This is a genomic window from Carnobacterium sp. (genome assembly GCF_040274945.1).
Taxonomy (GTDB): domain Bacteria; phylum Bacillota; class Bacilli; order Lactobacillales; family Carnobacteriaceae; genus Carnobacterium_B.
In genome coordinates, this window is sequence record NZ_JBEMAR010000002.1 from 233,566 (window position 1) to 256,349 (window position 22,784).

A 22,784-nucleotide genomic window follows, 5' to 3' on the forward strand; every position below is an offset into this window, starting at 1 on the left:
GGTAAGTTGAGAAATAAACTGTTTAATACGTTTTTGGAGGAAATAAATATGAATACAAAGAAACAAACATCACGCTTGATAGTTTTTACCTTACTATTTTTTTTAAGTGCTTGCGGATCAAACGAAAAACTTGCTGAAAAGAAAGAATCGTCAGAGGCTGTCCTTGCTTCTGAACAAGTCATGCACTTAACTGTAGAAAGTGAATTAGCAACAACAGACACTGTTTTAGTTGCTGAAAATATTACTTTTGCTGGCGTTAATCAGTTTATTGAAGGACTTTATCGATTAGATGAAAATAATGAGCCAATCCCTGCCTTAGCTGAAAGTGAAGAGATTTCAGAAGATGGATTAACCTATACCTTTCATTTAAGAGACGATGCTAAATGGTCAAATGGCGAACCTGTTACTGCACATGACTTTGTGTTTTCGTGGCGTAGAAATGTTGACCCCACTTCTGGTGCAGCTTATGCGTACTTATTTGAAGATATAAAAAATGCTTCTGACATCATGGCAAAACAACTTCCGCTTGAAGAACTTGGAGTTAAAGCATTGGATGAGACAACTTTAGAAGTCACACTTGAAACACCTATTGCTTACTTCCCTTCTCTTATGTCATTTGTGTCGTTTTTTCCACAAAATGAAGCATTTGTAAGAAATGCTGGTGATCAATATGGCACTAGTAGCGAAACAACTCTAACCAACGGCCCTTTCTTACTATCTGATTGGGATAACGGATTGGATGAAAGCTGGAATTATGAAAAAAACCCAGCTTATTGGGATGCACAAAATGTTCATTTAACTAAAATTACGAATCAAGTCATTAAAGATGTGTCCACTGGAGTAAACTTATTTGAAAAAGGCGATGTAGACAATGCGTTATTATCTGGTGAATATGCTAAACAATTTCAAAAAAATCCTAGTTACACAGTTGAGTACTTTTCAAGAACCAATTACCTAGAAGTCAATCAATCGGACAACCCCTATTTAAAAAATGAAACCTTCAGAAAAGCATTAGCACTAGCTATCAACCGTGAAGAATTGACTTCAGTCATCTTAAATAATGGTTCTTTACTCATCACTGGATTGGTTCCAGATCACTTTGTTAAAAATCCAGAATCAGGTACTGAGTTTGCTGAAGAAGCCGGAGATTTTTATACTTATGACCTGCCCAAAGCCCAAACGTTAGTAGAGGAAGCAAAATCTGAGCTTGGAGTAGATACGATTGAATTGGAATTACTTGGGGATGATGATGAAACCAGTAAGCGAGTTATGGAGTATCTACAAGGAGAATTACAAAATAATTTAGAAGGTGTAAACATCACCCTCCTAAATGTTCCCTTCAGTGCTAGACTAGCTAAAGCTGCGGCAGGTGATTTTGATTTGATTTCATCTGGTTGGAGCGGATATGTTTCAGATCCAATGATCATGTTAGACGTATTGTATAGCACGTCTTCTTATAACAATGGAGGCTACTCAAACGCAGAAGTGGATCAATTAATTGATGATGCTAAAGGAATTCATGCAAATAAGGCTAATTTAAGATGGACTGACATGTTGAAAGCTCATCAAATTGCTTTAGATGATGTGGCACTTATTCCCTTATATCAAAAAGGTGAAGCCATGTTGCGAAATCCTAAAATCAAAAATATCAACATTAATTCAGTAGGTGCTAGATATAGCTATAAAGATGCGTATGTTATCGACTAATTTACTATTCTAATTTAATCCTATATCTATACAAAAAAGTTCAACAGCATTTTTTGCTGTTGAACTTTTTTTATTTTGGTAAATGGTTCAAGAAGTTTTTAGAAGCAAAACCCTGAACTTCTTCTTCAGTAAACCTTTCAAGTAATGCTTGTATAAAATTTTGGGTTTCTCCAGCATGCGACAATCCTTCAATGTACGTGCTGATGCCGTCAAAATCTGAACCGAAACCGATAGTGTTAACGGCACCTAACTCCACCAACCGTTCAACATGAGGAATCAAATCTGCTATTGTTACTAGATTGTTTTCTCCATCTTCAATCGTAAATGTTGGATTAAAAATAACATGAATCATTGCATCCCGTTCAACCATCGCTTTGATCTGATCATCATTTAAATTTCGCACATGACTACATAAAGATAAAACATTCGAATGAGTAGCAATAGGATAACTCGCATGCTTCATGACATCCCAAAATCCTTGAACACTAAGATGAGAAACATCAGTGAAGACTTTCCTCTCATTCAAGCGTTTGACGATTTCAAAGCCAAATGTTGTCAATCCACCGCCTCTTGGTTCCCCAACTCCATCAGCTGCAAGATTAGCTGGATTCCAAGTCAATCCTACTGATAGTATTCCCGCATCCAACAAATACTCTAACTTATCCAAATCATTCCCAATAGAAGACACACCCTCAAGAGTGAGAAATGATCCTATTTCATTCTCTTTCAACTCATGAATATCCGACCATTTTTTTATTTGTTTTACTTCAGGATGTTTACCAAGTACGTCATTTTGATAAAATGCAATTTGTTCTAAAACCGCTGCAAATTGCTGATCTGATGGCAGACTTGGTTCGATAAAAATAGCAAAAGCCTGAACTTTAACCTTTCCTTCTTTCAAGCGTTTAAGATTTACTTCTAATTGATTTGAATCTTTAAAATCTAAGCTACCTTGGTTCACTTGCATTTTATAAAGAACATCACAATGCATATCAATACTATTCAAATGGATTCCTACTTTCCGCTTTTACGCACTCATCTTATATTTTCTCATCATACTTTAACCATAATAGAAGTGCAATATAAAAAAATGATTTTAAATAGCTAAAGTGGCTATCTAAAATCATTTTGTATCGATTAATTTATTTCACGAACAGGTTCTTCCACAAAGTAAAGAACGGATCCTCCAATAATAAAAAGAACGATCAATGCAAATACACCATTTAATGAATTTCCCGTTAGTTGAGAGATAATTCCAACTAAAAGCGGTCCGACCACTGCTGCAAATTTACCAAAAATATTATAAAAACCAAAGAATTCATTTGCATTTTCTTTAGGAATCAACTGACCAAATAAAGAACGGCTAAGCGATTGAATCCCACCTTGTGCTGTTCCTACAAGAACAGCTAATATAATAAACGTTAATAATGAATCTAACGATAATGCAAAAATACAAATAAATGTATAGGTAGCTATTCCTACATAAATCATTTTTTTATTGCCAAATCTACCCGCTAATACTCCATATAAAATAGAAAATGGGAATGCTACAAATTGACAGATTAGCATCACCACAATCAAATCATTGGCCATTAGTCCGACATCTGCACCGATAGCAGTTGCCATTTTAAAAATAGTTCCTACTCCATCAATATAGAAAAAATAAGCAATTAAAAATAAAAAAACATTACGATACTGACGGATATTCCTAATCGTCTCCCACAATCTCAAAAAACTATTTTTAACAACATGTGGTTGTTTTTTTATATACGTTTTTTGTTCGACATTTTTCCAATAAGGAATGGTAAATATAAACCACCAAAGAGCCGTTGCTGCAAATCCACCTTTGATAAGAGCAGTTTGTGAAATAGGAAGAATTTGGGTTAATTGAAAGAAAATAAAAATAACAAATGGAATGGAACTGCCAATGTAACCCCATCCGTATCCTGCACTAGAAACACGATCCATTCGATTTAAGGTTGTAGAATCAATTAAAGATGCATCGTAAAAAATGTTGGCTGCACCAAAGCCAATCGAAGATACCGCGTAAATAATCAATAATAACAACCAGTTCTCATCTGGAATAAATGCAAAACTAAACGTCGCAATAATACCCAATCCTGTAGCTAAAGAAAACATTGGATTTCGGTAACCTTTATAATCAGCAATTGCACCTAATATAGGCGCTAACAGCGAAACGGCTAAAGTTCCAATTGCATTAGCATACCCCAAATAAGCAGTTGAATTTACCGCACTCACACCCGCTCCTTCAGAAACTGCTTTGAAGAACAACGGAAAAACAGCTGTAGTAATCATAATCGAATAGGCTGAGTTAGCCCAATCTTGTAAAATCCAACTTTTTTCTATTTTTGTGTATTTAAACCGTTCTTTTCCTATTTCCACTGCTCTCACCTCGCTAATTAAATAATCCCTTTAAAACCTTTCCATCAACAGCCTGTGGAAATTTCAACCCCATTGCATGCAAAAAAGTTGGTCCTTCATCAATTAAACGAGCTACAGGTATTCGTGCATCCGCATTTATACTTGGTCCAGAAATAAATAATGTGGTTTCGTAGTTTTCTTTTTTGGGGCTATACCCATGTGTTCCTTTATGAAAAGGAGTTTCTTCATTAGTTTTAATTTCTTCTAAAAATGAACCGTTACTATTGCTAATAAAATAATACCCTTTCTTTGCTTCAACTAAAAAACTGCACGTCTCATCTGCTCCTAAACGAGCGGCTTCTTCTTGAGTATAAATCGTTTCGATTTGTTCCGAATGCTGTGCTAAAAGTTGGTGTACTTCAGCTAGGTCTACTTCCGGTTTTGTATAAATATAACAAGAACCATCTGCTCCCTTAGCTAAAACATCCCACTCTTGGATCAGCCCATCTTTAGTTTCTTTTAGCCAGCCCTGTGCTTTGAACAATTGATTTAGCCTAACCACAGTGTGCGTGTCTAATTGGTAGTGATCACCAAATAGAGCTAACACGGTTTCTTCAAAGATACCTTTTTCTTTCATAGCGGTAATGATTTGATTCAAATGATCATCCATGCGTCTAATAGCAGCCTTTGCTTCTTGAGAATCAACACCAAAATGATGTCTTGTACTGTCTAAATCAACTAGATGTATCGCCATTAAATCAGGGTTTTTAGAGTGAATCGTGTCTACAATTCCAGCAGTCAAAAAATGATCTAATTCTGGTTGCTGAATACCTTTACGAATTTTGCCAAATTTACGCTCTAAATCTAAAACGAATTTTGGTGAAGATGACCACAACGAGATTAGTGCTTGTGACTGCCAAGGACGATTGGCGAAAATTTCAGTTAAATTATACTTTATGGCTTTGTTTCGTCCAGTAACCGGCCATAAAAAGGAAGCAATCGTATATCCTGCTTCATGAGCGATATCAAATAAAGTTGGAACTTTGATATCTTTAGCATACCAATGCCAATCCGGTGACTCTCTTTTTGGTTGTACATATGTATTGTTTGTAATACCGTGTTTATTAGGATATACTCCCGTAACAATTGATGTATGAGCCATATAGGTTAAAGATGGGTAAACCGTTTCTACTTTTTCCACTCTTGCACTTCGATCCAATAAATACTTAAATGTTGGAAGCGTTTGGGCATATTCTAAATCTTTTGCACCAAAAGCATCTAAAGAAATCATATATAGACGTTGTTTCTGCATTCATTCTTCCCCCTTAATTAATCTATTATCCCACAAGCTTACTTTTAGAGAAAGAGCATCCGTGTTATTTTTAAGTAAAGAATTTTATTTTTTTGTATAAGTAGCTTGGCTAACAGTTCATTTTATCTATTTTTACATAAAAAAAAACACTGATAAAATCAGTGTTTTTTCCGACAGTATTCATTTACATAAATAGGTCCCGTGAATTCCACAAAACAGAGGGGTCCAAACACCTGCATCTTGCAGTTGTACCGAAGTACGGTTGTGCCCTGTCTAAAGTTCCAATCACTTGTCGCCGCAGCGAAATGACCGAAGTCACCTGATTGGAGGTCAACTCATCGCATGTATGTACTTTACCATGTCTATTCATTAAACACAAGTTGTTTTCAATTATTTATTCATAGAGTTATCAAAAGAGTTATCAAAAGAGTTATCAAAAGAGTTATCAAAAAAAGTTGAATTTTCTTTACTACACTAGAACAAAAGGAACTTTCTCACCTTTATGACTCCCTCAGATCTTTCTCTTGACGCTCTCCATGCATATCATTGGTACTTACAAAAAAGCTGTTCTATAATAGGGTTGATTCATTAGAAGAGTTTTTCTCATTACTAGGCAAGACTTTAATTTAAGGAGGCCTTTTTATGAAAGAAGAAGTCATTATAAATTATCTACAACGTCATGGCTTAGATGCAAAAACAGGTGATACCATTTTGGTTGAAAGAAAAACTCGGAATCGAAAATGGTATGCTACATTGTTAGGTAAGCATGAAACTGAAAAAATTTACCTGAATTTTGCTGAAAGAGAATTCGTTATATTGCCAATTGAAAAAGATTCTATGACTCCTATTGAAGGCGATTATGCCCAAGTTCCTTTAACAGAAGTTAAATCTATTTATTTCAAAAAGCAATCCAATTTCTATAACCTACTCATTCAGTACAACGACGCTACTGCTACCGATGATCGCATAAAAAAATACAAAGTTCCTAAAGAAGTTGCCGATTGTTCTTGGCATAAAGAAAATCTGGAACGATTAATTGAACGCTTTGGTTTTAAGGAATCTAAGTAACACAAAAAAACGATTTTTAGACTTTATTGTCTAGAAATCGTTTTTTTTGATCCTTAATTTAGTTAAAAGTAAATTGTTTGATTCTAGTTTTGGATAACTTCGATTTTATAACCATCTGGATCTGTAATAAAAAAGAAATTCGCTGCATTATCTGGGAGAGCTTTTAAATCAGTAACTTCATAACCACTAGCTTTATATTCTTTTTGTGTTGCGGCTAAATCATCCACACCAATTGCAATGTGACCATATCCATTTCCAAGGGTATAAGCTTCTTCTTGATCATAGTTATATGTCAATTCCAATTCATAGTCATCTCCATCCAAAGCTAGATAAACTAATGTGAATTTAAGTTCTGGAAAATCTAATCTCTTCGCTTCTTTAAATCCTAATACAGTTGTGTAAAAATCCATTGATTTTTCTAAATCCATCACGCGCACACAAGTGTGCAACATTTTTTTTGCCATCTATCCTTCATCCTCTCATTACAATCATTTGTACATTCTTATCTTAATGCATTTCTGCAAAGAGTTCAAAAAATAAGTCATTCATGTAATTCTAATGGCAAATTATCTGGATCTTTAAAAAATGTAAATCTTCCACCTGTGTACTCATCTATACGAATTGGCTCTGTTTCAACGCCTTTTTCATTCAATGATTGAATGGCTCCGTCAAAATCGTCTACATAAAAACACAAATGTCTTAAACCTGCAGCTTCTGGTTGAGTTGGCCGCTCTGTTGGATGAGGAAAAGAAAATAATTCAATTTCACTAGTCCCTAACTTTAAATCTAATTTGTACGAATCCCGCTCTGAACGGTAATTTTCACGTATGATTTCTAAACCTAAAATTTCAGTATAAAACTGTTTTGATTTTTTATAGTCAGATGCAATGATTGCCACATGATGAATGCTCTTAATATTCATACACCACTCCTCCCATTAGTTTTTAAATATCGCGGATCATTTCAATACTCGTAAATTCTACATTTTTAGTATCCTCAATATCTTGAAGATAGTGAAATCCAAGAGCTTCATAAAATTGACTACTCTCTTTATCAGACTTAAGGAAACTAACCAATTGAGTACTGTTTCCTAGTAACTGCTGCATTTGTGTTAAGTGATTTACTAAACGCGTTCCAATACCTTTTCTTAAATAATTGACATCAACATATAAAACAAAAACTTTCCCCACTTTAGAATCAACTATTCCTCCGCCGATAACACCAATTACTTTTTCGTCTAACCGAGCCACGATCCAGCCACTCCATTTAGCCGATACTTCTTCAATTTCATTTAGGATTCTTTTAGGATTATAGTATTCTTCAACTTTTTCTTGAACTTTTTTTTTATCCTTTACAGCTTCAGCGGTACAAGCATAACCTTGTGTACAAATCGCAACAATTTCATCCACATCTTCAGCAGTTGCTAATTCGATACGAACTTCTTCAAGACCTGAAGATTCTCCAACTTTGATTGGTTCCATAATTTTGCTCCTCTATTCAAATTCCTAATAAAGTATCCAGCTCTTACCCTTTTCTCAGCTGTACTTTCTTGGCTATTCTAAATTAGCATTAAATAACTCATTTGTCACTAGCTTACTGTTTTAGTTTAAAACATTTTTTTGCTGTAACAGAATGATTTACGGTATACTTCATATAGTTTACTTTTTATAAGGAGGGATATGCTCAATTGACGATTAGTAATATAATCTTGCAACAGTTAGGCAGTATGTTTGTTCTTATTTTTTTCGGATACATACTTGTTAAAAAAAATGTCCTAAATGTCTCTGGTACAAAACAAATTGCTAACATGCTAGCAAATTTCATTACACCGGTACTTTTATTTATGTCTTTTCAGCAATCATATGATTCTACTCAATTTAAATGGTTTTTAGCAACGATTGCCATTACAATCTTGTTAATGGCAGTGCGCATTTTAGTCAATTATTTTTTCTTGCGTAATGCGTCTCGAACAGACCGCTATGCAACAACCTTTACAAATGCAGGATTTATTGGGATTCCACTAGTTCTTGCCGTTCTTGGTTATGAAGGAGTTTTTTTTGTGTCCGCTTATAGTGCTGTGACAAATATTTTACAAAGAACTTACGGCATTTATATTATTTCAGGAGATAATTCTTTAATCACTCCTAAGCGCGCTTTATTAAACCCCGCAACACTAGGCTCACTTACTGGATTGATTTTTTATTTACTACAAATACAGCTGCCAACTATTTTAAGTGATTCTCTTTTTACTATTGCAGATTTAAATACGCCATTAGCTATGATTTTATTGGGCAGTTATGTGGCACAGTCTAAATTAATGGATGTATTTACTCATCCACGAGCGTATTGGACTACTTTCTTATCGTTGATTCTTTCTCCACTTATCAGTATCTTTGTGTTATGGCTACTGCCTTTAGATAACTATTTAGTCTTTTTTGTACTAGCCATTGCAACTGCTGCTCCTATTGCTGTAAATACGGCTTTATTCTCACAACTCTATGGTGGAGACTATGAATATGGCGCACGCTTAGTGGTTTTATCTACTTTGCTCTCCATCATCAGTATGCCTATGGTCTTACAAATTGCTGAATTTGCATTTTCAACAAACTAAAATGAGCATCAAAAAAGAAGCCACACTGAGAAGACTGTCTTCTCAATGTGGCTTCTTTTTCGCTATGTACTAACGTATTTGATTCGATGCGGCCGAGAAGAGTCGAACTTCCACCAGGGTTACCCTGACCAGCCCCTCAAGCTGAAATATGAATTTTAAATATTCTCTAATACCTTTTAAATCTTGTGTTTATTGAGTTTCTGAGTTTTATTTATTTTATAAAGTGGATATGAATTGATTGGTATTTATTTTCAGTCGGAACAAAGTCGGAACTTTTTAACATAAGCCGGGCGGGCTTATTTTTTTTACATTCAACCAGAAAGGGAATAACTTTATTCTAACATATAAAAAGCAAAGCCACTTGCCGGCTTAGAAAACATTTTTACATCAATTAATCATTAGCTTTAGTTCAAAATTAGTGCAAAATGTTTCTAAATAGTAGACGATTTAAAATGAAAATGATTTCCATAAAAAAAGAACCTTCCTATTATATAGGAGGTTCTAATCCTTAGCGAGTAGGATGATAAAATAATACTAACATAAATAAATCATTTGAGATACTTTGCATATATTATAGATACCCTACCCCTCACTTCTCATCCAGTGAGGGTATTTTAATATAAAAAAATAACCCCTAACCTTTTTGCTGGAGTTAAGATTAGGGGTTATCGGTAATCTATGTGCCAAGAATACCGGATACTCTTGCAGTCTCATCCGTTAAGATGATCTATACGGTTAAAATATTACAAACAAATTCCAATTAATTATAACGATCAGGTAGCTATCTCATCGCAACTAACTAACTGGAATTCATATAACTATAATATTTTAACATCTTTATTATAACTATAATCATTATACTTTGAAAGCGATATCATACGTTCTTTTATGAAATTAATCGTTCTATTCGCTTTACAAAACAAACATACGTTCGTATAATAAACACGAGGTGACCGAAATGAAGAAAATGAATATTCAAGAATTTAACCAAAGCTACATGATGATAGATGAAAAAGAAATGTTTTTTGAAGAAGAATATCCGAGTAGAGATCAATTCGATTACATAACGGATAAGGTGTGCCATGAAGATATTAAAGAATATGATATCGAATATTCAGCTATGTTACAGACAATTCGCATGGGTGGAATTGGAAAGTATCGAATGGATGGCGTTCCTTTTGGAGTTAATGCATTTATCATTACTATCGAATTGGAGGAATGATTTTGGATGATGTTTGGGGTCTTGGCGAAAGTAGCTTGTTACTTATAGAGGATGACTTAGAAGACTATTTGAAGGAGGATGAAGAATTATGAACGCTGCTATGTTTACTGGTAAAGTAGTTTCGGACGTAAAAGTGATCAACACTAAAAAGGGTTATCCATTTTGCTACATTGCTTTAGAGGTTAATGGACAAATCCATAACTGTCTGATCGCTGGACGAAAAGCTTTTAAATTTGTTTATGAAGTTGAAAACGGTACTGGTTTAACTGTTGATTGTACTATAAATGAGCGTAAGCAATTAGTTATTCAAGAATATAAAATTGAAAGTCAGCCTACTCTTTTAGGTCAGTTATGGGATTATAAAGGAAGAAGATTGCCGTTTATGAAAAATATGTTTTAAGTTTATTTATAATACATCATGTCTATTGTGTTATTATGAAATTGTATTCAAAACCATATAAAATGGAGGCAATTAAACATGAGCGCAGGCATGAACTTGTACGATAACGTTAAATCACTTGCTGCTAGAAAAGGTATGTCCTTACCAGAATTTTCAGAAAAAATGGGGTTATCGAAAACCGCAATGTATACTTGGCAAAGATCCACTCCTGGTGTCGAAATCATTGACAGAATAGCTAAATATTTCGATGTATCAATTGAGTTCTTAATAGGAAGTGATCATATTCCTGAATGGTCCAAAGGTGAAAAAATATTAGAATTTGATTCAATTTTAAAAAGCAACATTCCTATAAGTTACGGCGAATTAGAATTAACTGACGTTGAAAAGAAGCGTGCTAAAACAGTTTTAGATGCTTTGTTTTGGGATAAAATTTAATACATAAAAAAACCCTACCTCAATTAAGAGATAGGGTTTTGTTGTGTCTTATAAATTATTACTTTTATCTAAATACAATTGGTCAATTTTAGGAACAAAATCACCAGAAAAAGCGAATCCACCTTCTACTTTATACCACCAAATGTTATTCCCATAAACTGCTTCTCCATATACATAGCCTTCAACAGTCATGCTACTATCTTTGGTTTTAGTTTTCAATACATTAGATGTTCTTGTTGGTTTTTCGTAAATCGTTAAATAGTTGATACATTTCATTACCTCTTTACCTGCTTTAGCCATACCCTCATCATCTCCTGTTTGTGTTTTTAAAAACAATTCTGTTTCAGCATTACGTCTACGAATTAGTCCAGCACTAGGACTCCCATCAGCGTTGATGTATTCTTTCATTTTTGCTGCAGCAGCTTGCCATTGCTTATTATTGATATAAGTTAATAACGTAGAACCTTTCAAAATATATGCACCCAAGTTAAAATGAAAACTTACAAGAGCATCAAATTGATTTTGATTAAGCTGTACAGTCACATAATTAAAAATTCCAGCAGCATGGGATTCAATGTCACCATCTAGAAATGCAATAGCCTGAGCTTCTGTAATACTCATTCCTGGTTTAACATCTTTTGTATGACCATAACCGATTGTCCAAACACCAACTTGATCTTGATAAGCTTGTAATTTTAAACCCTCAAATTCTCTAATTAAATTTTTTCCATTATGTGAAATTTTCATATTCTCATTTGCCATGAATTGAACCCACTTCCAGTCATATGTTTGCGTAAGTAAAATCTGTTTCGCAAACAGCTATTTTACTTAGCTATATTCTTTATATAATATAAAGATGATAGAAAACAAAAAAATATTATTATTTTTTATACTTTGACTGCATCCCAATCGTAGACTAATCCTCGGAATTTACCATTGTCAATATACAGACGGTTACCATCAGTTCTATAACGGACTGAATATTCAATACCTTTCATACCAGAAGTAATTTCGGCACCTCCGACCCAATTGGTTGCTTGGTCTCTAAGTTTGATGATTTCATCTTTTTGAATATCGTTATTTCTAACAAATTCAATATCTGACTCTAATACATTTCCACCCCAGTCTGCTCCTACTGGTTTAATGTAAATAGTTCCATCTGCGTTTAACCAATCGACAACATAAGTTGATTTAAAGCTTCCAAGATCAAATCCAGTGCTTCCTTTCCACTGTTTAGCTGTTGCAGACAAGCGAACTTTATCCCCTGTTTTAAATTTTTTCGAACGCCCAGAATCATCAGACTCTGCTGCTTTTAAGAACAAATCAGTTTCAGCTTTACGTCTACGAATTAACCCATCGCTAGGTTTTCCATCAGCATTGATATATTCTTTCATTTTTGCTGCCGCCTCTTTCCATTGTTTATTATTGATATATGTTAATAAGGTTGAACCTTTTAGAATATGTGCGCCTAAGTTAAAGTGAAAACTTACAAGTGCATCAAACTGATTTTGGTTAAGTTGTACAGTTACATAAGTGAAAATTCCAGCAGCATGATCTGTAATATCATCATCTAAATACGCATTAGCTTGCGCTTGAGTAATACTCATTCCTGCTTTAACGCCTTTTGTATGACCATAACCAATTGTCCAAACACCAACTTGATCTTGATAAGCTTGTAATTTCAAACCCTCAAATTCTTGAATCAAATTTCTTCCAGTTTGAGAAATTCTCATGTTCTCATTTGCCATTAAAACCCCTTCTTTCAGTTGTTTTCTTCTAATTATGACACGTCTGCCACGAACATACGTTCTTTAGTTATCATACCTTACTTATATAAAAAGTCAGAGTTAATACTAACAGTTTTTTTATTTTTCTATAAAAAAATAACCCTACCTCAATTAAGAGATAGGGTTTTGTTGTGTTTATATATAATTGTAAATAAATAAAAATAAGAACAAGCAGTTTCCGCTACTCGTTCCAATTAAGTATAAAAGTCTAAGTACAAATAAATGTTATCATTTTTTCTGATTTATCACAATACAATTACTTATATCTACTTAATAGTTTAATTTCAAATAATAGCTTATCTTTCCTATTATGGTAAAATTATTTATAAGGAGACGATGTTTATGGGAGATTTAGATAATAATAAAGAGCAGAAAAAACATGGTAAAAAAACAGATAACATCCCTTTTCTTGCTATAGGCATATCGCTAGGAGCTGCTTTTGGAATGCTTACAGATAATCTAGCTCTTGGAATGGGTATTGGAGTAGCAATCGGTGCAGCATTAGATAGTATGAAATCTAAGGATAAAGAAAAATAAGTATCTAAAATACAGGGAGGAATTTATTTATGAGTGACTTAGATAATAAAGATAGCAAGCAAGAACGTAATGAAAAAAATACAAATCAAGCAACTCACACTGTTTTAGGTATGTCTTATGGTCTTGCGTTTGGTGCTGCTTTAGGACTAGTATTTGATAATTTGGCTGTAGGAATCGCTATAGGTATTGCTTGTGGAGCTGTAATTGGTGCAGCTATGGGTAGCCAAAAATCAAAAAATAAATCAAAATAAACAAAAAAAGCCACCTCAATTAAGAAGTGGCTTTTCTCTCGTCTATTTATTTACTAACGAACTCAATTTAGCACGTGTAGCTGGTCCAAATACGCCATCAACTTCAAGTCCATAAACTGATTGGAATCGTTCGACAGCATCTACAGTTAGAGTACCATACCAGCCATCTACTCCATTGTTCTTACCACCTTTATCAGGATAAAAGTAAATTGATGCTAATGCTTGTTGCATGACTAGTACATCTGCTCCATGAGTTAATGGGCTAGTTAATCTCAAAATTTTGTTAGCAAATGAATAGGTGACTTTAGCAGGAACTGCTACTGGTGCTTTAGCAGGTTCTTTTTCTGTTACTGGAGTTAAATCCTTAGCACCTTTAAGAACTAGTTTCTGGTCAATGCTAATCGTATCAGATGTTAAGTTATTCCATGCTTTCAAGTCTTTAACCGTAGCATTAAACTTACGTCCAATAGACCAAAGCGTATCGCCTTTTACTACCTTGTAAATATTTTCAACTTTTACAGGTTCTTTAACGACTGTTTTAGCATTGATGATGGCTTCAACTAATTCTTTAGCATATTTATCACCATTTTTGAACATATAGTCCATCTCATTTTTATTCGTGATGAAAGCTAGTTCAGCCAATCGATAAGAAATACCCCTTTCAGCAAATTTATTTAAGTTATAAAGGTTATTGCGCTTAGAAACTCCTCCATAACGAATGCCTACGTTGTTCTTAATTACGTTAACTGAACGGTTATCAATGTTATCTGGGTTAAATTTACTGTAAATAATAATGTGGCCATCTTCTGCTGAACTAACTCCAGCATCTAAATGTAATTCGATCACTTCATCGGCCATAATTGTTTTAGCATCTTTCCATGCAAACACGTCACGTCCAGTGTGGAACCTCATATTTGAAGGTGCGTATTTTTTCATTGATGGAACAAATACTTCACGTAAGAATTTAGCTTCATTCGTTCCATTGCCTACTGCCCCTGGATCAAATCCGTTTGGTCCTTGTCCATGTCCTGTAATTACTAAGATATCTTTTGTCATTATTTACCATCCTCTCTAGGTTCTGTATACTTCAATGCTTGTTTGCTATCTGCTAACCCTTTTGTTGTTGGGTCTACCACCGCGTTATAAACGGCTAACAAAATAGTGACAAGTACATATGGATTACTAACTGCAGCTAGAATTAAATCAAATAAAACAGCCCAAGAAGTAATGTCCTGAGCTGTGATTCCTGCATAAGCTAAAATTGGTCCAAATACTGATACGATTAGCTGAATAATGAATTGTGGATTTTTGAATCGGACTTTCCAGTTAATTGTTTTCATTTAAATTCCTTCTTTCAATTTTTTTATAATTTTCATTTTGTAGTTGATTGTACTTGTCTTTCCATCTTCTAGCTTCATTTCTTGCATGTTCTAAAGCCGTTTCTTTTTTTACTAATTCATTTTTCAATATAGTATTTTCACTATCAAGTGACTTGACAGTTACTTTAAACTCAATCAATTCTTCACGCATATTAAAGTAGGCATCTCTTAATTGATCTAAATCAGACTTCATTTTAGCGTAGTCAAGGTCTTTTTCGCTTCGTAATCGTCTGTTCTCTTCTTCTAAGCTTTCAGTTTTTTCTTGTCTTGCTTGAACACTTTTATCGCTTTTCGATTTAAAGTAATTGATAAGTAATCCTAAAACCTTAATTAACTGTGGTAAAAATGTAGCACTGCTGACTATAGCCAAAACGATTAATACCCATCCATTTTCGCTTGCTTGTTGTACTTGTTGACTATCCATCTAACTCTTGCTCCTCCCCATAAGCGGCAATTAAGACTGAAAGAACAATAAAGCAAAATAGCCAACCATAGTTTGAACCGCCATTATTATTTTGCACGATAAAATTAATTAGTAACATTCCCCAACTGATTGATAAAGTATGAAGGAACAACTTCTTTATCTTCCAATCAAAAACAATCGACAACATCTTTAATATCCCAACTATTATGAGTAAACTTGGAAAAATTGCCTCTCCTAAATACTGTCCTATTAATTTTATGAACCCGTAACTTTCTCTATACTTTATGACTTGTGTGTTTTTTAATAGTAGCCAACCATATACGGACGTCCAGAAAGAAATAGCGAATGGCACAATTCTTAAAGCTATCCTTTGCGGATACTCTTTATAATTAAGTACCTTTTTTTGAGATTTACTCATCTTTCACCTTCCTTTTCTCAAATTAAAAAGGCAGCCGATTTCTCGACTACCTTTGTTTCGTATTCAGTTTTTGTATTTTTATCTTATTCGACTTATAAATTTTTCCATCAATATCCTCAACGAAAAACCTAATTTTTTTACCAATAAGCTTAGTAGTATACTCTGGTAGTAACACCAATTTTAAAATATACTCACTAGAAATCACAAGCGGAATCCTTTTATTTACAGCGGAATCTTCTTCATTCAAAACTTCTACATCATTTACTAAATCTGCGTTATAGTAATTTTTTCTAAAATAACCGTAATACCCGAATCTAACTATGGTAAATACGTCTGTAGGGTTTTTTATTAAGACTAAGTTGTAATAACGATGGAAAAAACTTTCTATAGATACTCTCACTTTTAAATCAGGTTTCGATTCTCTAAAAGCTAAAAACAATGATACTATTACTGCACCTATTGTTCCTATTGCACTAAGCATTTCCCATACACTTCCTAAATTTATATTTACATTCACAATAAAATAACACTCCTGCCTTTTTTATTAATTATATCAATACGAAAATAAAATAGACAGGTTTCTTTTACCGCACAGTTTGGTTCATTCTTCACCTTCCTTTTCTCAAATTAAAAAAAGCAACCAATTCTGACCATTCTCGTGTTCGTTACTTAATTGATTTTAATATGTCTCTAAAGAACATAAAATTTATCCATATACTTCTTGTCTTAGTGTATTCTTTTATTACACCAGCAAATAGCAATCCAAAGACAACAAACATAATGAATGGTGTAACTTCTTTTAATCCTGTTAAATAATATGATGTTAGAGTACTTAGTACAGTAAGTATTATTGAAAAATCTTTAACAGTAGAAAAGTGGTTACCGTAAGCGTTCATTCTATTATTAGCATAATCCAATACATTTTTATCCATTTGTTTTAACAAATAAATCTTATTAATATATGAATGATAATCGTTATCTTTAATCTCATAAAAATTTTTTTTGATAAATTTACTCAACTCCTCATTATTTTTAGTGAAAATAGCATCTATCAATTCTTCTTTTTCCATTAATTTACTCCTTTAACAAAATCTTTACTGTTAAAGTATCGGTTTATTAAAGGAGAACTTTAAGTGAAAGCTATTCAGTTACTTCAACTTCTGCAGCAATTTCATCTTCAACTTCATAAACTGCAGTTTGGAAGTCTGCAATATCTTTCCGAACAGTAGCTTTATTTTTCTCATACAATTCAGCGCTTTGGATATACTGATTAATATTTCCAACTCCCGTATTGTCTGGAATTGTAGCAGACAAATTAACCACCGGTTGACCATCAATTTCTGAATTACCATTTAACGTGATTGATTTAATTAGTTTTAACATATCAGTTTTCCTCCCCTGTTTTATCTTCATTTGCTTCAAAAGCATCCATTAATTCATTATATCCAAGTGCTTTTTGACCGCTTAGCCCTTCTTCATAGCTATCTAACGCAGTAAATAATGCATCATATTTGGTTGAATATTCACCAAATTGTATTTCACACTCTTCTTCATCTAATTCTTTAATTTTTTTATCTAAATCTTTTTTATCTGCTTCACTTTTGAAAACGTATTTTCCATCTTCAACTTTTAATTCGCCTTCTTTATCTAAAACAAAATATTCTTTTCTAATATCCGTTAAAACCTCGTTGAACTCTTTACTCTTTTCTTCCAAACGTTTTAAAAATTGATTACGTCCACGTGTGGCTTTTCCTACTAATGTAGCATCTTGCAAGAATTGAAATACCGGTATGATCATTTGATTTTCTAGTTTGATTGTTTTCATTAAGCTGCACTCTCCAATTTTTGTATTCTTTTCTCTAATTTTTGTATTCTTTTCTTCAATTTTTTTATTTCTTGTTTTAATTGATCCGCTTCACTCGCTGTTCTAACATCTAATTCTTGAACTGCTTTAACCAGATGAGCCGTTATGTGACTATCATAAATTCCTTTTCCATCTGTTGTGGCCACATCTGGACTGTCCTCGGATATGAACCCTTTTTCAATTTCAATTATTCCATCATTCAATTTAGATAGTTTGTAATAGGTTATTGCTGTTAACCGATTAATAGCGGTTAGACCTTCTTTTATAGGACCAATAATTTTCTTAGTGGTTCTAGAAGATTGTTTAACAAAGTCACTTGCCACCATGTTGTAACGAACACCTGAAGAGTTACCAGATATGACTGATCCAACCCCTTGTGGTACAAGGAATATATTTCTCGCTCCATCTCTAGGTGTCGAGATTGAATCACCAGCAATCCTTAATGAGACACCTGTAGAATGTCTAGTTTCGTAAACACCAGATATAACAAGACCTGAGTTAGGATTATCACCATATTTCGCTACTTGGAATGCTCCATTACCGCCATGGTACGCTGTCATATATTGACCTTCAGTTTCTAAACGTTGAACAATATTATCACCAGAAATAAATTGAATATATTGATAAGATCCTGTTCCACCACCTTTTAGATGTAAAGAGGTGTTTAAATCCGTACCTGTACCTGCTGTCGGTCTTATAATTAAACCTTCAGATATCGCTTCTAAAAGTCTGGAACGACTTATAACACCGCTCGTGTTATAAGATGAAAAAGAAATACCTGCCCCAGTCAAATTTATATCCGTTACTTTTTTAGCTGATTTTGGATCGCTTCCTGCAAGAACTTCTAATGACAATGAACCAGATGACAATACTGCTCGTTGAGGTTCTAAATAACTATATGTCGTTAAATTACCTTTAGAGATATCTACAGCAGAAACTTTCATTTGTGTACCAACTTCATTAGCTTGGTACTGAGTAGATTCATACGTACCTGTATTTAAATTAAGAGACATATTAGACCCATTCAACGTTCCAGTTGTCATACTATTTGCGTTCAAACCGACAACATTCATTAGCGCTGCATTAAACACGCCACCTGTAATTTTATCTGCTGCAATATCTACCGCTTTAATGGAGTTGATAAAAGCAGTTTTAGCCGTTAACCGTTGAACATTTGCATCAGTCGCAAATAATTTATCAATCAAAGCTGTGTCAGATTTGAGCATAGTTGAAGTAATGACATCCGCGGTTAATAATCTTGTTTTTAGTGTAGAGATATCTGCATAAACGGCATCTAATGAATATGCAGACATTTTAGTTACGAATGCATTGTCCATCTTAGTTTGACCGTTTAAATAAATATAATCTCCTTGGATTAAGACTCCTTCTTTTGAAAGGTTTATTTGAGTGATTAACTTTCCGGATTCAGCGACTTTATCCCATGCTAACCAAGCTCCACCGTTGGAAGTACTTGTTCTTTGGAATACTCCGTCCGAACTTCTAAAAGTTTGAGTAATAACTACCCCAAAAGCAGCATTATTATTCCACGGAACCGTAGTGGTAAGTTGACCAAAAGTAGCTGTTCCGAGTATTCCTAATGCTACTCTAGTTTTGAATTCTTCAACTGTTTGTCTAGGATAGTTTGTGTAGTACCAGTCAGGTAGCTGATTATCATTTCTGGTGTCTTTTACGGTTTTATCCGCTAAAATAGCCTCAGTTACTTGACCTGAGGTAACTCTTAAATTGATTTGGGAACCAAGATTACTAATTTGTCCGGTGTGACCATTGACCAACTCAGTTGTTTGAGTCCATTGATTAGCCAACTGAGCGACTCTTGTCTTATCCTCTTTATTAGCTACGGTTATTTGAAGGCCATTGGCTTGCAATACCAGAGCAGCTATTTGATCTTCGCTGTTGCCAACTCGACCACTTATTGAATTTACTGTTTGATTAAGTTCAGTGAACTGAACAACCGTAGTCATATCTTCTGGCGCTGGTGACCAGCCTGTAGCTTTAGTACCTTCCTCTACTTGAATTTCATAGTAGAATTCTTGATTACCTGAAACAACGTTCTGGTCTGCACTATAAAAAAGAATAGCGTCAATTTGCTGATTGGAGTTTGTAAATTCTTTTGTAACACTACCACCTATCGAAACGGTAAATACAGAGCCAACAGCATCTCCAATTCCTGATGTTCCTTTTCTATCTCTGGGAGAAACCAGTACCGATTCATGTTTCATCACTTCTGTGAAATATTTTCTATAACCAATAGAGATAGTAAACTTTTGATTTGGTTTTATCGGCTTCGCTAGATTTTTTTGAATATACCTAGTAGAAGGAGTAATCTCTATTGATTGAGAACTCAGCAATAAATTCCGCCCACCAATTTTTAAATTAGCCAAATCAATCTCCACACCAGTAATCAAACTAGTGAGAGCACCACTAGTAGCTGTCAATTGATTGGTAGTTGCATAACCTTTTTGAGTGACTAAGGTGTCCACTTGGGTTGATGTCAATCTTAAATCAATTTGCTGAGCATTAGCTGCAATGGCTAATGTTTGTTGTTCAACTTTTTTTGATACAGCATCGACGACTGTTTTCTCTGCTTTAAAGCCAACAGTTTGCGTTAGTGCATCATAATTAGTCGTTAACGTGTTAACATTGGTAGTAGCGTTCTTGGCCAAACCTAATGCTTCCAATGCACTTCCTGAAGCTGCAGAAGCTGTCTGTTTAGCAGATGCGGCATCAACCTTAGCAAATCCTGCGTCTTCTACAGCTTTATTCGCTTGAGTGACTGAAGCATTAGCTACATTGGTTATTGTCGTAACGTTTTGATTGACCACTACTAGCTTGTTATCAAACTCTTGTGCCTTTACTTCAGTGTAGTTTTTTGCATCAATTACAGCTTGATTGATATCTTGTTCTGCTTTTGTTCGGTCTTTGTCAGCTTGTAGAATAGCGTCCTTTATTGCGGCTTTTAATTCTTCTTGTGTTGCATCAGATAATTCAACTACCCACTGCAATAATCCATTAACAGTACGAAGGATCCACAACTCTGTTTTATCGCCATTCTTTTTAAACCACAAATCACCTTCAGTACTATTCTGATCAATAATAGGTTCCGTTTCACCAGAGTAGATTTTATTCTTGCCATCAGCGGACAAGTAAACCAACTCAATTTGAGTATGAATATTTTTAATATCCGATTGAATTTTATCTAGTTGATTGATTGTAGAAGTAAAATTTCTTTCATAATTACCTAAAGTTAAATCAATGTATTCTTTTAACAATGGATTCCAATTGTATTCGACCATTTGAGAACGGATATTTATGCCATCTTCTTCATGTTCTACGGCTACAATGTCGCCTGGTAAAATTTGTTTTAAAGGGGCAAAATTTTTATACTCTTCCGTTTCCTTTAAATTCACAAAATCGACTTTATAAATACCTCTTGGTACATCAATTTTATTTTGGCTAAACTCTAATTTTGCTAATCGTCTTAGTTCTGCATAAGCTAAAGAAGCTGTTGCAAACTCACCTTCACCATTACCTACCTTTACATCGGAATACGTGTACTCTTGTATTCTTGGTTCTGGATAGCTACTGATTAAAGGACTATCAATATATATTTCAGGTAAAAGTAAACCATCATAACCAACTGGTCTTATTCGAGTAACAACAGTCGTTTCATCAATTGTTGCTTCATAACCAATTAAGTCCTTTTTGTGCTGAATTTTATACCCTTTATTGCTTCCGTAACTTTGATTCATACGAATATTGAAACCATGTCGAATAATATGGCCACCCCAGCGGTTAATAAACGAGTTATCCAAATTACTATCCAATAAAATTTCTACTGGATTTTTTCGAACAACTCTTGAATTAGCACTAGTTGTTAGATCACTAGTAAACTGGAACTTGTGTGGATATTGAGTTGCTCCAGCTAATTGTGTTAGAGCACCTTGTCCATTTTTCCCAACGATATTCGTATCATTGATTGTATTAAATGCAAGTTTATAAAAAATATGGTAGCAGTAGACCTTTATATAGCCCATGCTAGGGATGACTTTATAAACAAAAAACAAGTTGTCCTGTTCAGGATCCCTTGCTTTAATGATTGAGCTATTGGTTATTTCTAGTCCATGTTTTGCAAATAACGGGTAGTCAAATTCAAAAGAAAAGATACCATTATCAATCCAATGTATTTTAGGGTCAATAATGTCTTGCTCTAAACTTCCAATACCGTTATGTTCAAAGTTCGTTTCTGATTTATCATATAAAGTAATCATTTACAAATAGCGCCACCTCTCATCTATTTCTATTTTTGTGACGGCTCCTGTCCAGCTAATACTATTTTTACCAGGAACAAATAGTGGAAATGGTCCGCTCATATTATCATTCATATTAGATGTTAACCCTTTATATGCCTCTCCTAGTTCGCTATCCACTATGATTTCATCTGTTAAGTTTTTAAGAGTTATCCCCACGTTATTCACAGTTAGTACAACTGTTCCTGTACCTATAATTTTTATCAAAGGTTGGCTGAAATAGGTTCCAGGGTTCATTAATGTTATGGGTGAAGTAGTATATGTTTTAGTAACCGTCTTTTGATACTCAAATGGACCAAGTAAAAAGTCTGCTGTAAAGGCTCCATAAAATTCAACTTCATTATCAATATTTCCAATGTCGATATTTTTTATCTTTCTAAAATAATTAGGATCATCAGAAAATGTAAGCACCGACTTATTCATAAGCCATCCTTTGATTTTCCTGATATCCCCCTTAATATTACGGTCTTCTAAAATATTGAAATCAATTGGCAACGAAACGTCTTCATAACCCTCAAATTTTGTTAAGTCTCCGTCTCGCCCTGGTACGGGTATTTTTTTAAGTTTTCTTTTAGCTGTAGGAATGGCAGGTCGGTTAGCTACAGAAAGAAAAACTGTCTCATCTTTTATTCCATCTAATAAAACATTTAATCCCATTT

The 22,784-nt window shown here is 34.0% G+C and carries 26 protein-coding genes; 8 read left to right on the forward strand and 18 right to left on the reverse strand.

Going from position 1 to position 22,784, the window contains the following annotated elements; translation table 11 throughout:
* Positions 1 to 48: 48 nt before the first annotated feature.
* On the forward strand, positions 49 to 1,707 hold the full coding sequence (locus ABS916_RS03480) for a peptide ABC transporter substrate-binding protein (RefSeq protein WP_350450584.1): 1,659 nt from the start codon (positions 49 to 51) through the stop codon (positions 1,705 to 1,707).
* A gap of 70 nt (positions 1,708 to 1,777) precedes the next feature.
* On the opposite strand, the gene ABS916_RS03485 is transcribed toward ABS916_RS03480, so the two are convergent.
* From ABS916_RS03485 to ABS916_RS03495, 3 genes are all read right to left on the reverse strand, one after another.
* On the reverse strand, positions 1,778 to 2,713 hold the full coding sequence (locus tag ABS916_RS03485; RefSeq protein ID WP_350450585.1) for a dipeptidase: 936 nt from the start codon (positions 2,711 to 2,713) through the stop codon (positions 1,778 to 1,780).
* A gap of 131 nt (positions 2,714 to 2,844) precedes the next feature.
* Positions 2,845 to 4,119 carry an MFS transporter gene (locus ABS916_RS03490; RefSeq protein WP_350450586.1) on the reverse strand — a complete coding sequence of 425 codons (1,275 nt, stop codon included), beginning with the start codon at positions 4,117 to 4,119 and terminating at the stop codon, positions 2,845 to 2,847.
* A gap of 4 nt (positions 4,120 to 4,123) precedes the next feature.
* The gene (locus tag ABS916_RS03495) at positions 4,124 to 5,401 is read right to left on the reverse strand and encodes an alkaline phosphatase family protein (protein WP_350450587.1); all 1,278 of its coding nucleotides are present in this window, start codon (positions 5,399 to 5,401) and stop codon (positions 4,124 to 4,126) included.
* Between the two features lie 642 nt (positions 5,402 to 6,043).
* Between ABS916_RS03495 and ABS916_RS03500 the strand changes: the two genes are divergently transcribed.
* Positions 6,044 to 6,469 (forward strand): hypothetical protein, encoded by a 426-nt coding sequence (locus ABS916_RS03500; protein WP_350450588.1) that lies wholly within the window; start codon positions 6,044 to 6,046, stop codon positions 6,467 to 6,469.
* Between the two features lie 83 nt (positions 6,470 to 6,552).
* On the opposite strand, the gene gloA is transcribed toward ABS916_RS03500, so the two are convergent.
* The 3 genes from gloA to ABS916_RS03515 form a co-directional block, all read right to left on the reverse strand.
* A complete protein-coding gene (gene gloA / locus ABS916_RS03505) occupies positions 6,553 to 6,933 on the reverse strand; it encodes a lactoylglutathione lyase (RefSeq protein ID WP_350450589.1) in 381 nt (126 codons plus the stop codon).
* Positions 6,934 to 7,010: 77 nt separating this feature from the next.
* The gene (gloA2, locus tag ABS916_RS03510; protein WP_350450590.1) at positions 7,011 to 7,391 is read right to left on the reverse strand and encodes an SMU1112c/YaeR family gloxylase I-like metalloprotein; all 381 of its coding nucleotides are present in this window, start codon (positions 7,389 to 7,391) and stop codon (positions 7,011 to 7,013) included.
* A 22-nt stretch (positions 7,392 to 7,413) separates the two neighbouring features.
* Positions 7,414 to 7,950: a GNAT family N-acetyltransferase gene (locus tag ABS916_RS03515; protein WP_350450591.1), complete on the reverse strand. Its 537-nt coding sequence runs from the start codon at positions 7,948 to 7,950 to the stop codon at positions 7,414 to 7,416.
* 206 nt (positions 7,951 to 8,156) lie between these two features.
* Here ABS916_RS03515 and ABS916_RS03520 point away from each other — a divergent pair, with 206 nt between their 5' ends.
* The 4 genes from ABS916_RS03520 (at position 8,157) to ABS916_RS03535 (ending at position 11,137) form a co-directional block, all read left to right on the forward strand.
* Positions 8,157 to 9,080: an AEC family transporter gene (locus tag ABS916_RS03520; RefSeq protein ID WP_350450592.1), complete on the forward strand. Its 924-nt coding sequence runs from the start codon at positions 8,157 to 8,159 to the stop codon at positions 9,078 to 9,080.
* Between the two features lie 958 nt (positions 9,081 to 10,038).
* On the forward strand, positions 10,039 to 10,302 hold the full coding sequence (locus ABS916_RS03525; protein ID WP_350450593.1) for a hypothetical protein: 264 nt from the start codon (positions 10,039 to 10,041) through the stop codon (positions 10,300 to 10,302).
* 88 nt (positions 10,303 to 10,390) lie between these two features.
* Positions 10,391 to 10,702 carry an ssDNA-binding protein gene (locus tag ABS916_RS03530; RefSeq protein WP_350450594.1) on the forward strand — a complete coding sequence of 104 codons (312 nt, stop codon included), beginning with the start codon at positions 10,391 to 10,393 and terminating at the stop codon, positions 10,700 to 10,702.
* 78 nt (positions 10,703 to 10,780) lie between these two features.
* Positions 10,781 to 11,137: a helix-turn-helix domain-containing protein gene (locus ABS916_RS03535; protein WP_350450595.1), complete on the forward strand. Its 357-nt coding sequence runs from the start codon at positions 10,781 to 10,783 to the stop codon at positions 11,135 to 11,137.
* A gap of 48 nt (positions 11,138 to 11,185) precedes the next feature.
* Here the strand turns inward: ABS916_RS03535 and ABS916_RS03540 are convergent, their stop codons facing one another.
* Both ABS916_RS03540 and ABS916_RS03545 read right to left on the reverse strand, forming a co-directional pair.
* Complete coding sequence (locus ABS916_RS03540) at positions 11,186 to 11,899, reverse strand: lysozyme (protein ID WP_350450596.1); 714 nt, start codon at positions 11,897 to 11,899, stop codon at positions 11,186 to 11,188.
* Between the two features lie 125 nt (positions 11,900 to 12,024).
* On the reverse strand, positions 12,025 to 12,885 hold the full coding sequence (locus ABS916_RS03545) for a lysozyme (RefSeq protein ID WP_350450597.1): 861 nt from the start codon (positions 12,883 to 12,885) through the stop codon (positions 12,025 to 12,027).
* Positions 12,886 to 13,266: 381 nt separating this feature from the next.
* Between ABS916_RS03545 and ABS916_RS03550 the strand changes: the two genes are divergently transcribed.
* Together ABS916_RS03550 and ABS916_RS03555 are read left to right on the forward strand one after the other, a co-directional pair.
* Complete coding sequence (locus ABS916_RS03550; RefSeq protein ID WP_350450598.1) at positions 13,267 to 13,461, forward strand: glycine zipper domain-containing protein; 195 nt, start codon at positions 13,267 to 13,269, stop codon at positions 13,459 to 13,461.
* A gap of 29 nt (positions 13,462 to 13,490) precedes the next feature.
* Positions 13,491 to 13,712, forward strand: coding sequence for a glycine zipper domain-containing protein (locus ABS916_RS03555; RefSeq protein ID WP_350450599.1), 222 nt, complete (start codon positions 13,491 to 13,493; stop codon positions 13,710 to 13,712).
* A gap of 42 nt (positions 13,713 to 13,754) precedes the next feature.
* On the opposite strand, the gene ABS916_RS03560 is transcribed toward ABS916_RS03555, so the two are convergent.
* The 10 genes from ABS916_RS03560 to ABS916_RS03605 all read right to left on the reverse strand — a co-directional run bounded on the left by ABS916_RS03560 (position 13,755) and on the right by ABS916_RS03605 (position 22,782).
* On the reverse strand, positions 13,755 to 14,768 hold the full coding sequence (locus tag ABS916_RS03560; RefSeq protein ID WP_350450600.1) for a peptidoglycan-binding protein: 1,014 nt from the start codon (positions 14,766 to 14,768) through the stop codon (positions 13,755 to 13,757).
* The gene (locus ABS916_RS03565; protein ID WP_350450601.1) at positions 14,768 to 15,052 is read right to left on the reverse strand and encodes a phage holin; all 285 of its coding nucleotides are present in this window, start codon (positions 15,050 to 15,052) and stop codon (positions 14,768 to 14,770) included. Before ABS916_RS03565 ends, ABS916_RS03560 begins: the two co-directional genes overlap by 1 nt.
* Entirely contained in the window at positions 15,039 to 15,515 is a 477-nt protein-coding gene (locus ABS916_RS03570) for a hypothetical protein (protein WP_350450602.1), read from the reverse strand. Before ABS916_RS03570 ends, ABS916_RS03565 begins: the two co-directional genes overlap by 14 nt.
* The gene (locus ABS916_RS03575) at positions 15,508 to 15,933 is read right to left on the reverse strand and encodes a hypothetical protein (RefSeq protein ID WP_350450603.1); all 426 of its coding nucleotides are present in this window, start codon (positions 15,931 to 15,933) and stop codon (positions 15,508 to 15,510) included. Before ABS916_RS03575 ends, ABS916_RS03570 begins: the two co-directional genes overlap by 8 nt.
* Before the next feature lie 46 nt (positions 15,934 to 15,979).
* Entirely contained in the window at positions 15,980 to 16,450 is a 471-nt protein-coding gene (locus ABS916_RS03580) for a hypothetical protein (protein ID WP_350450604.1), read from the reverse strand.
* Positions 16,451 to 16,598: 148 nt separating this feature from the next.
* Entirely contained in the window at positions 16,599 to 17,003 is a 405-nt protein-coding gene (locus ABS916_RS03585; protein WP_350450605.1) for a YomK family phage-derived protein, read from the reverse strand.
* A gap of 70 nt (positions 17,004 to 17,073) precedes the next feature.
* Positions 17,074 to 17,316, reverse strand: a complete 243-nt coding sequence (locus tag ABS916_RS03590; RefSeq protein ID WP_350450606.1) for a hypothetical protein — start codon at positions 17,314 to 17,316, stop codon at positions 17,074 to 17,076.
* 1 nt (position 17,317) lies between these two features.
* Positions 17,318 to 17,758, reverse strand: a complete 441-nt coding sequence (locus tag ABS916_RS03595; protein ID WP_350450607.1) for a DUF1617 family protein — start codon at positions 17,756 to 17,758, stop codon at positions 17,318 to 17,320.
* Complete coding sequence (locus ABS916_RS03600; RefSeq protein WP_350450608.1) at positions 17,758 to 22,086, reverse strand: phage tail spike protein; 4,329 nt, start codon at positions 22,084 to 22,086, stop codon at positions 17,758 to 17,760. Before ABS916_RS03600 ends, ABS916_RS03595 begins: the two co-directional genes overlap by 1 nt.
* Positions 22,087 to 22,782, reverse strand: a complete 696-nt coding sequence (locus ABS916_RS03605) for a distal tail protein Dit (protein ID WP_350450609.1) — start codon at positions 22,780 to 22,782, stop codon at positions 22,087 to 22,089.
* Positions 22,783 to 22,784: the final 2 nt, after the last annotated feature.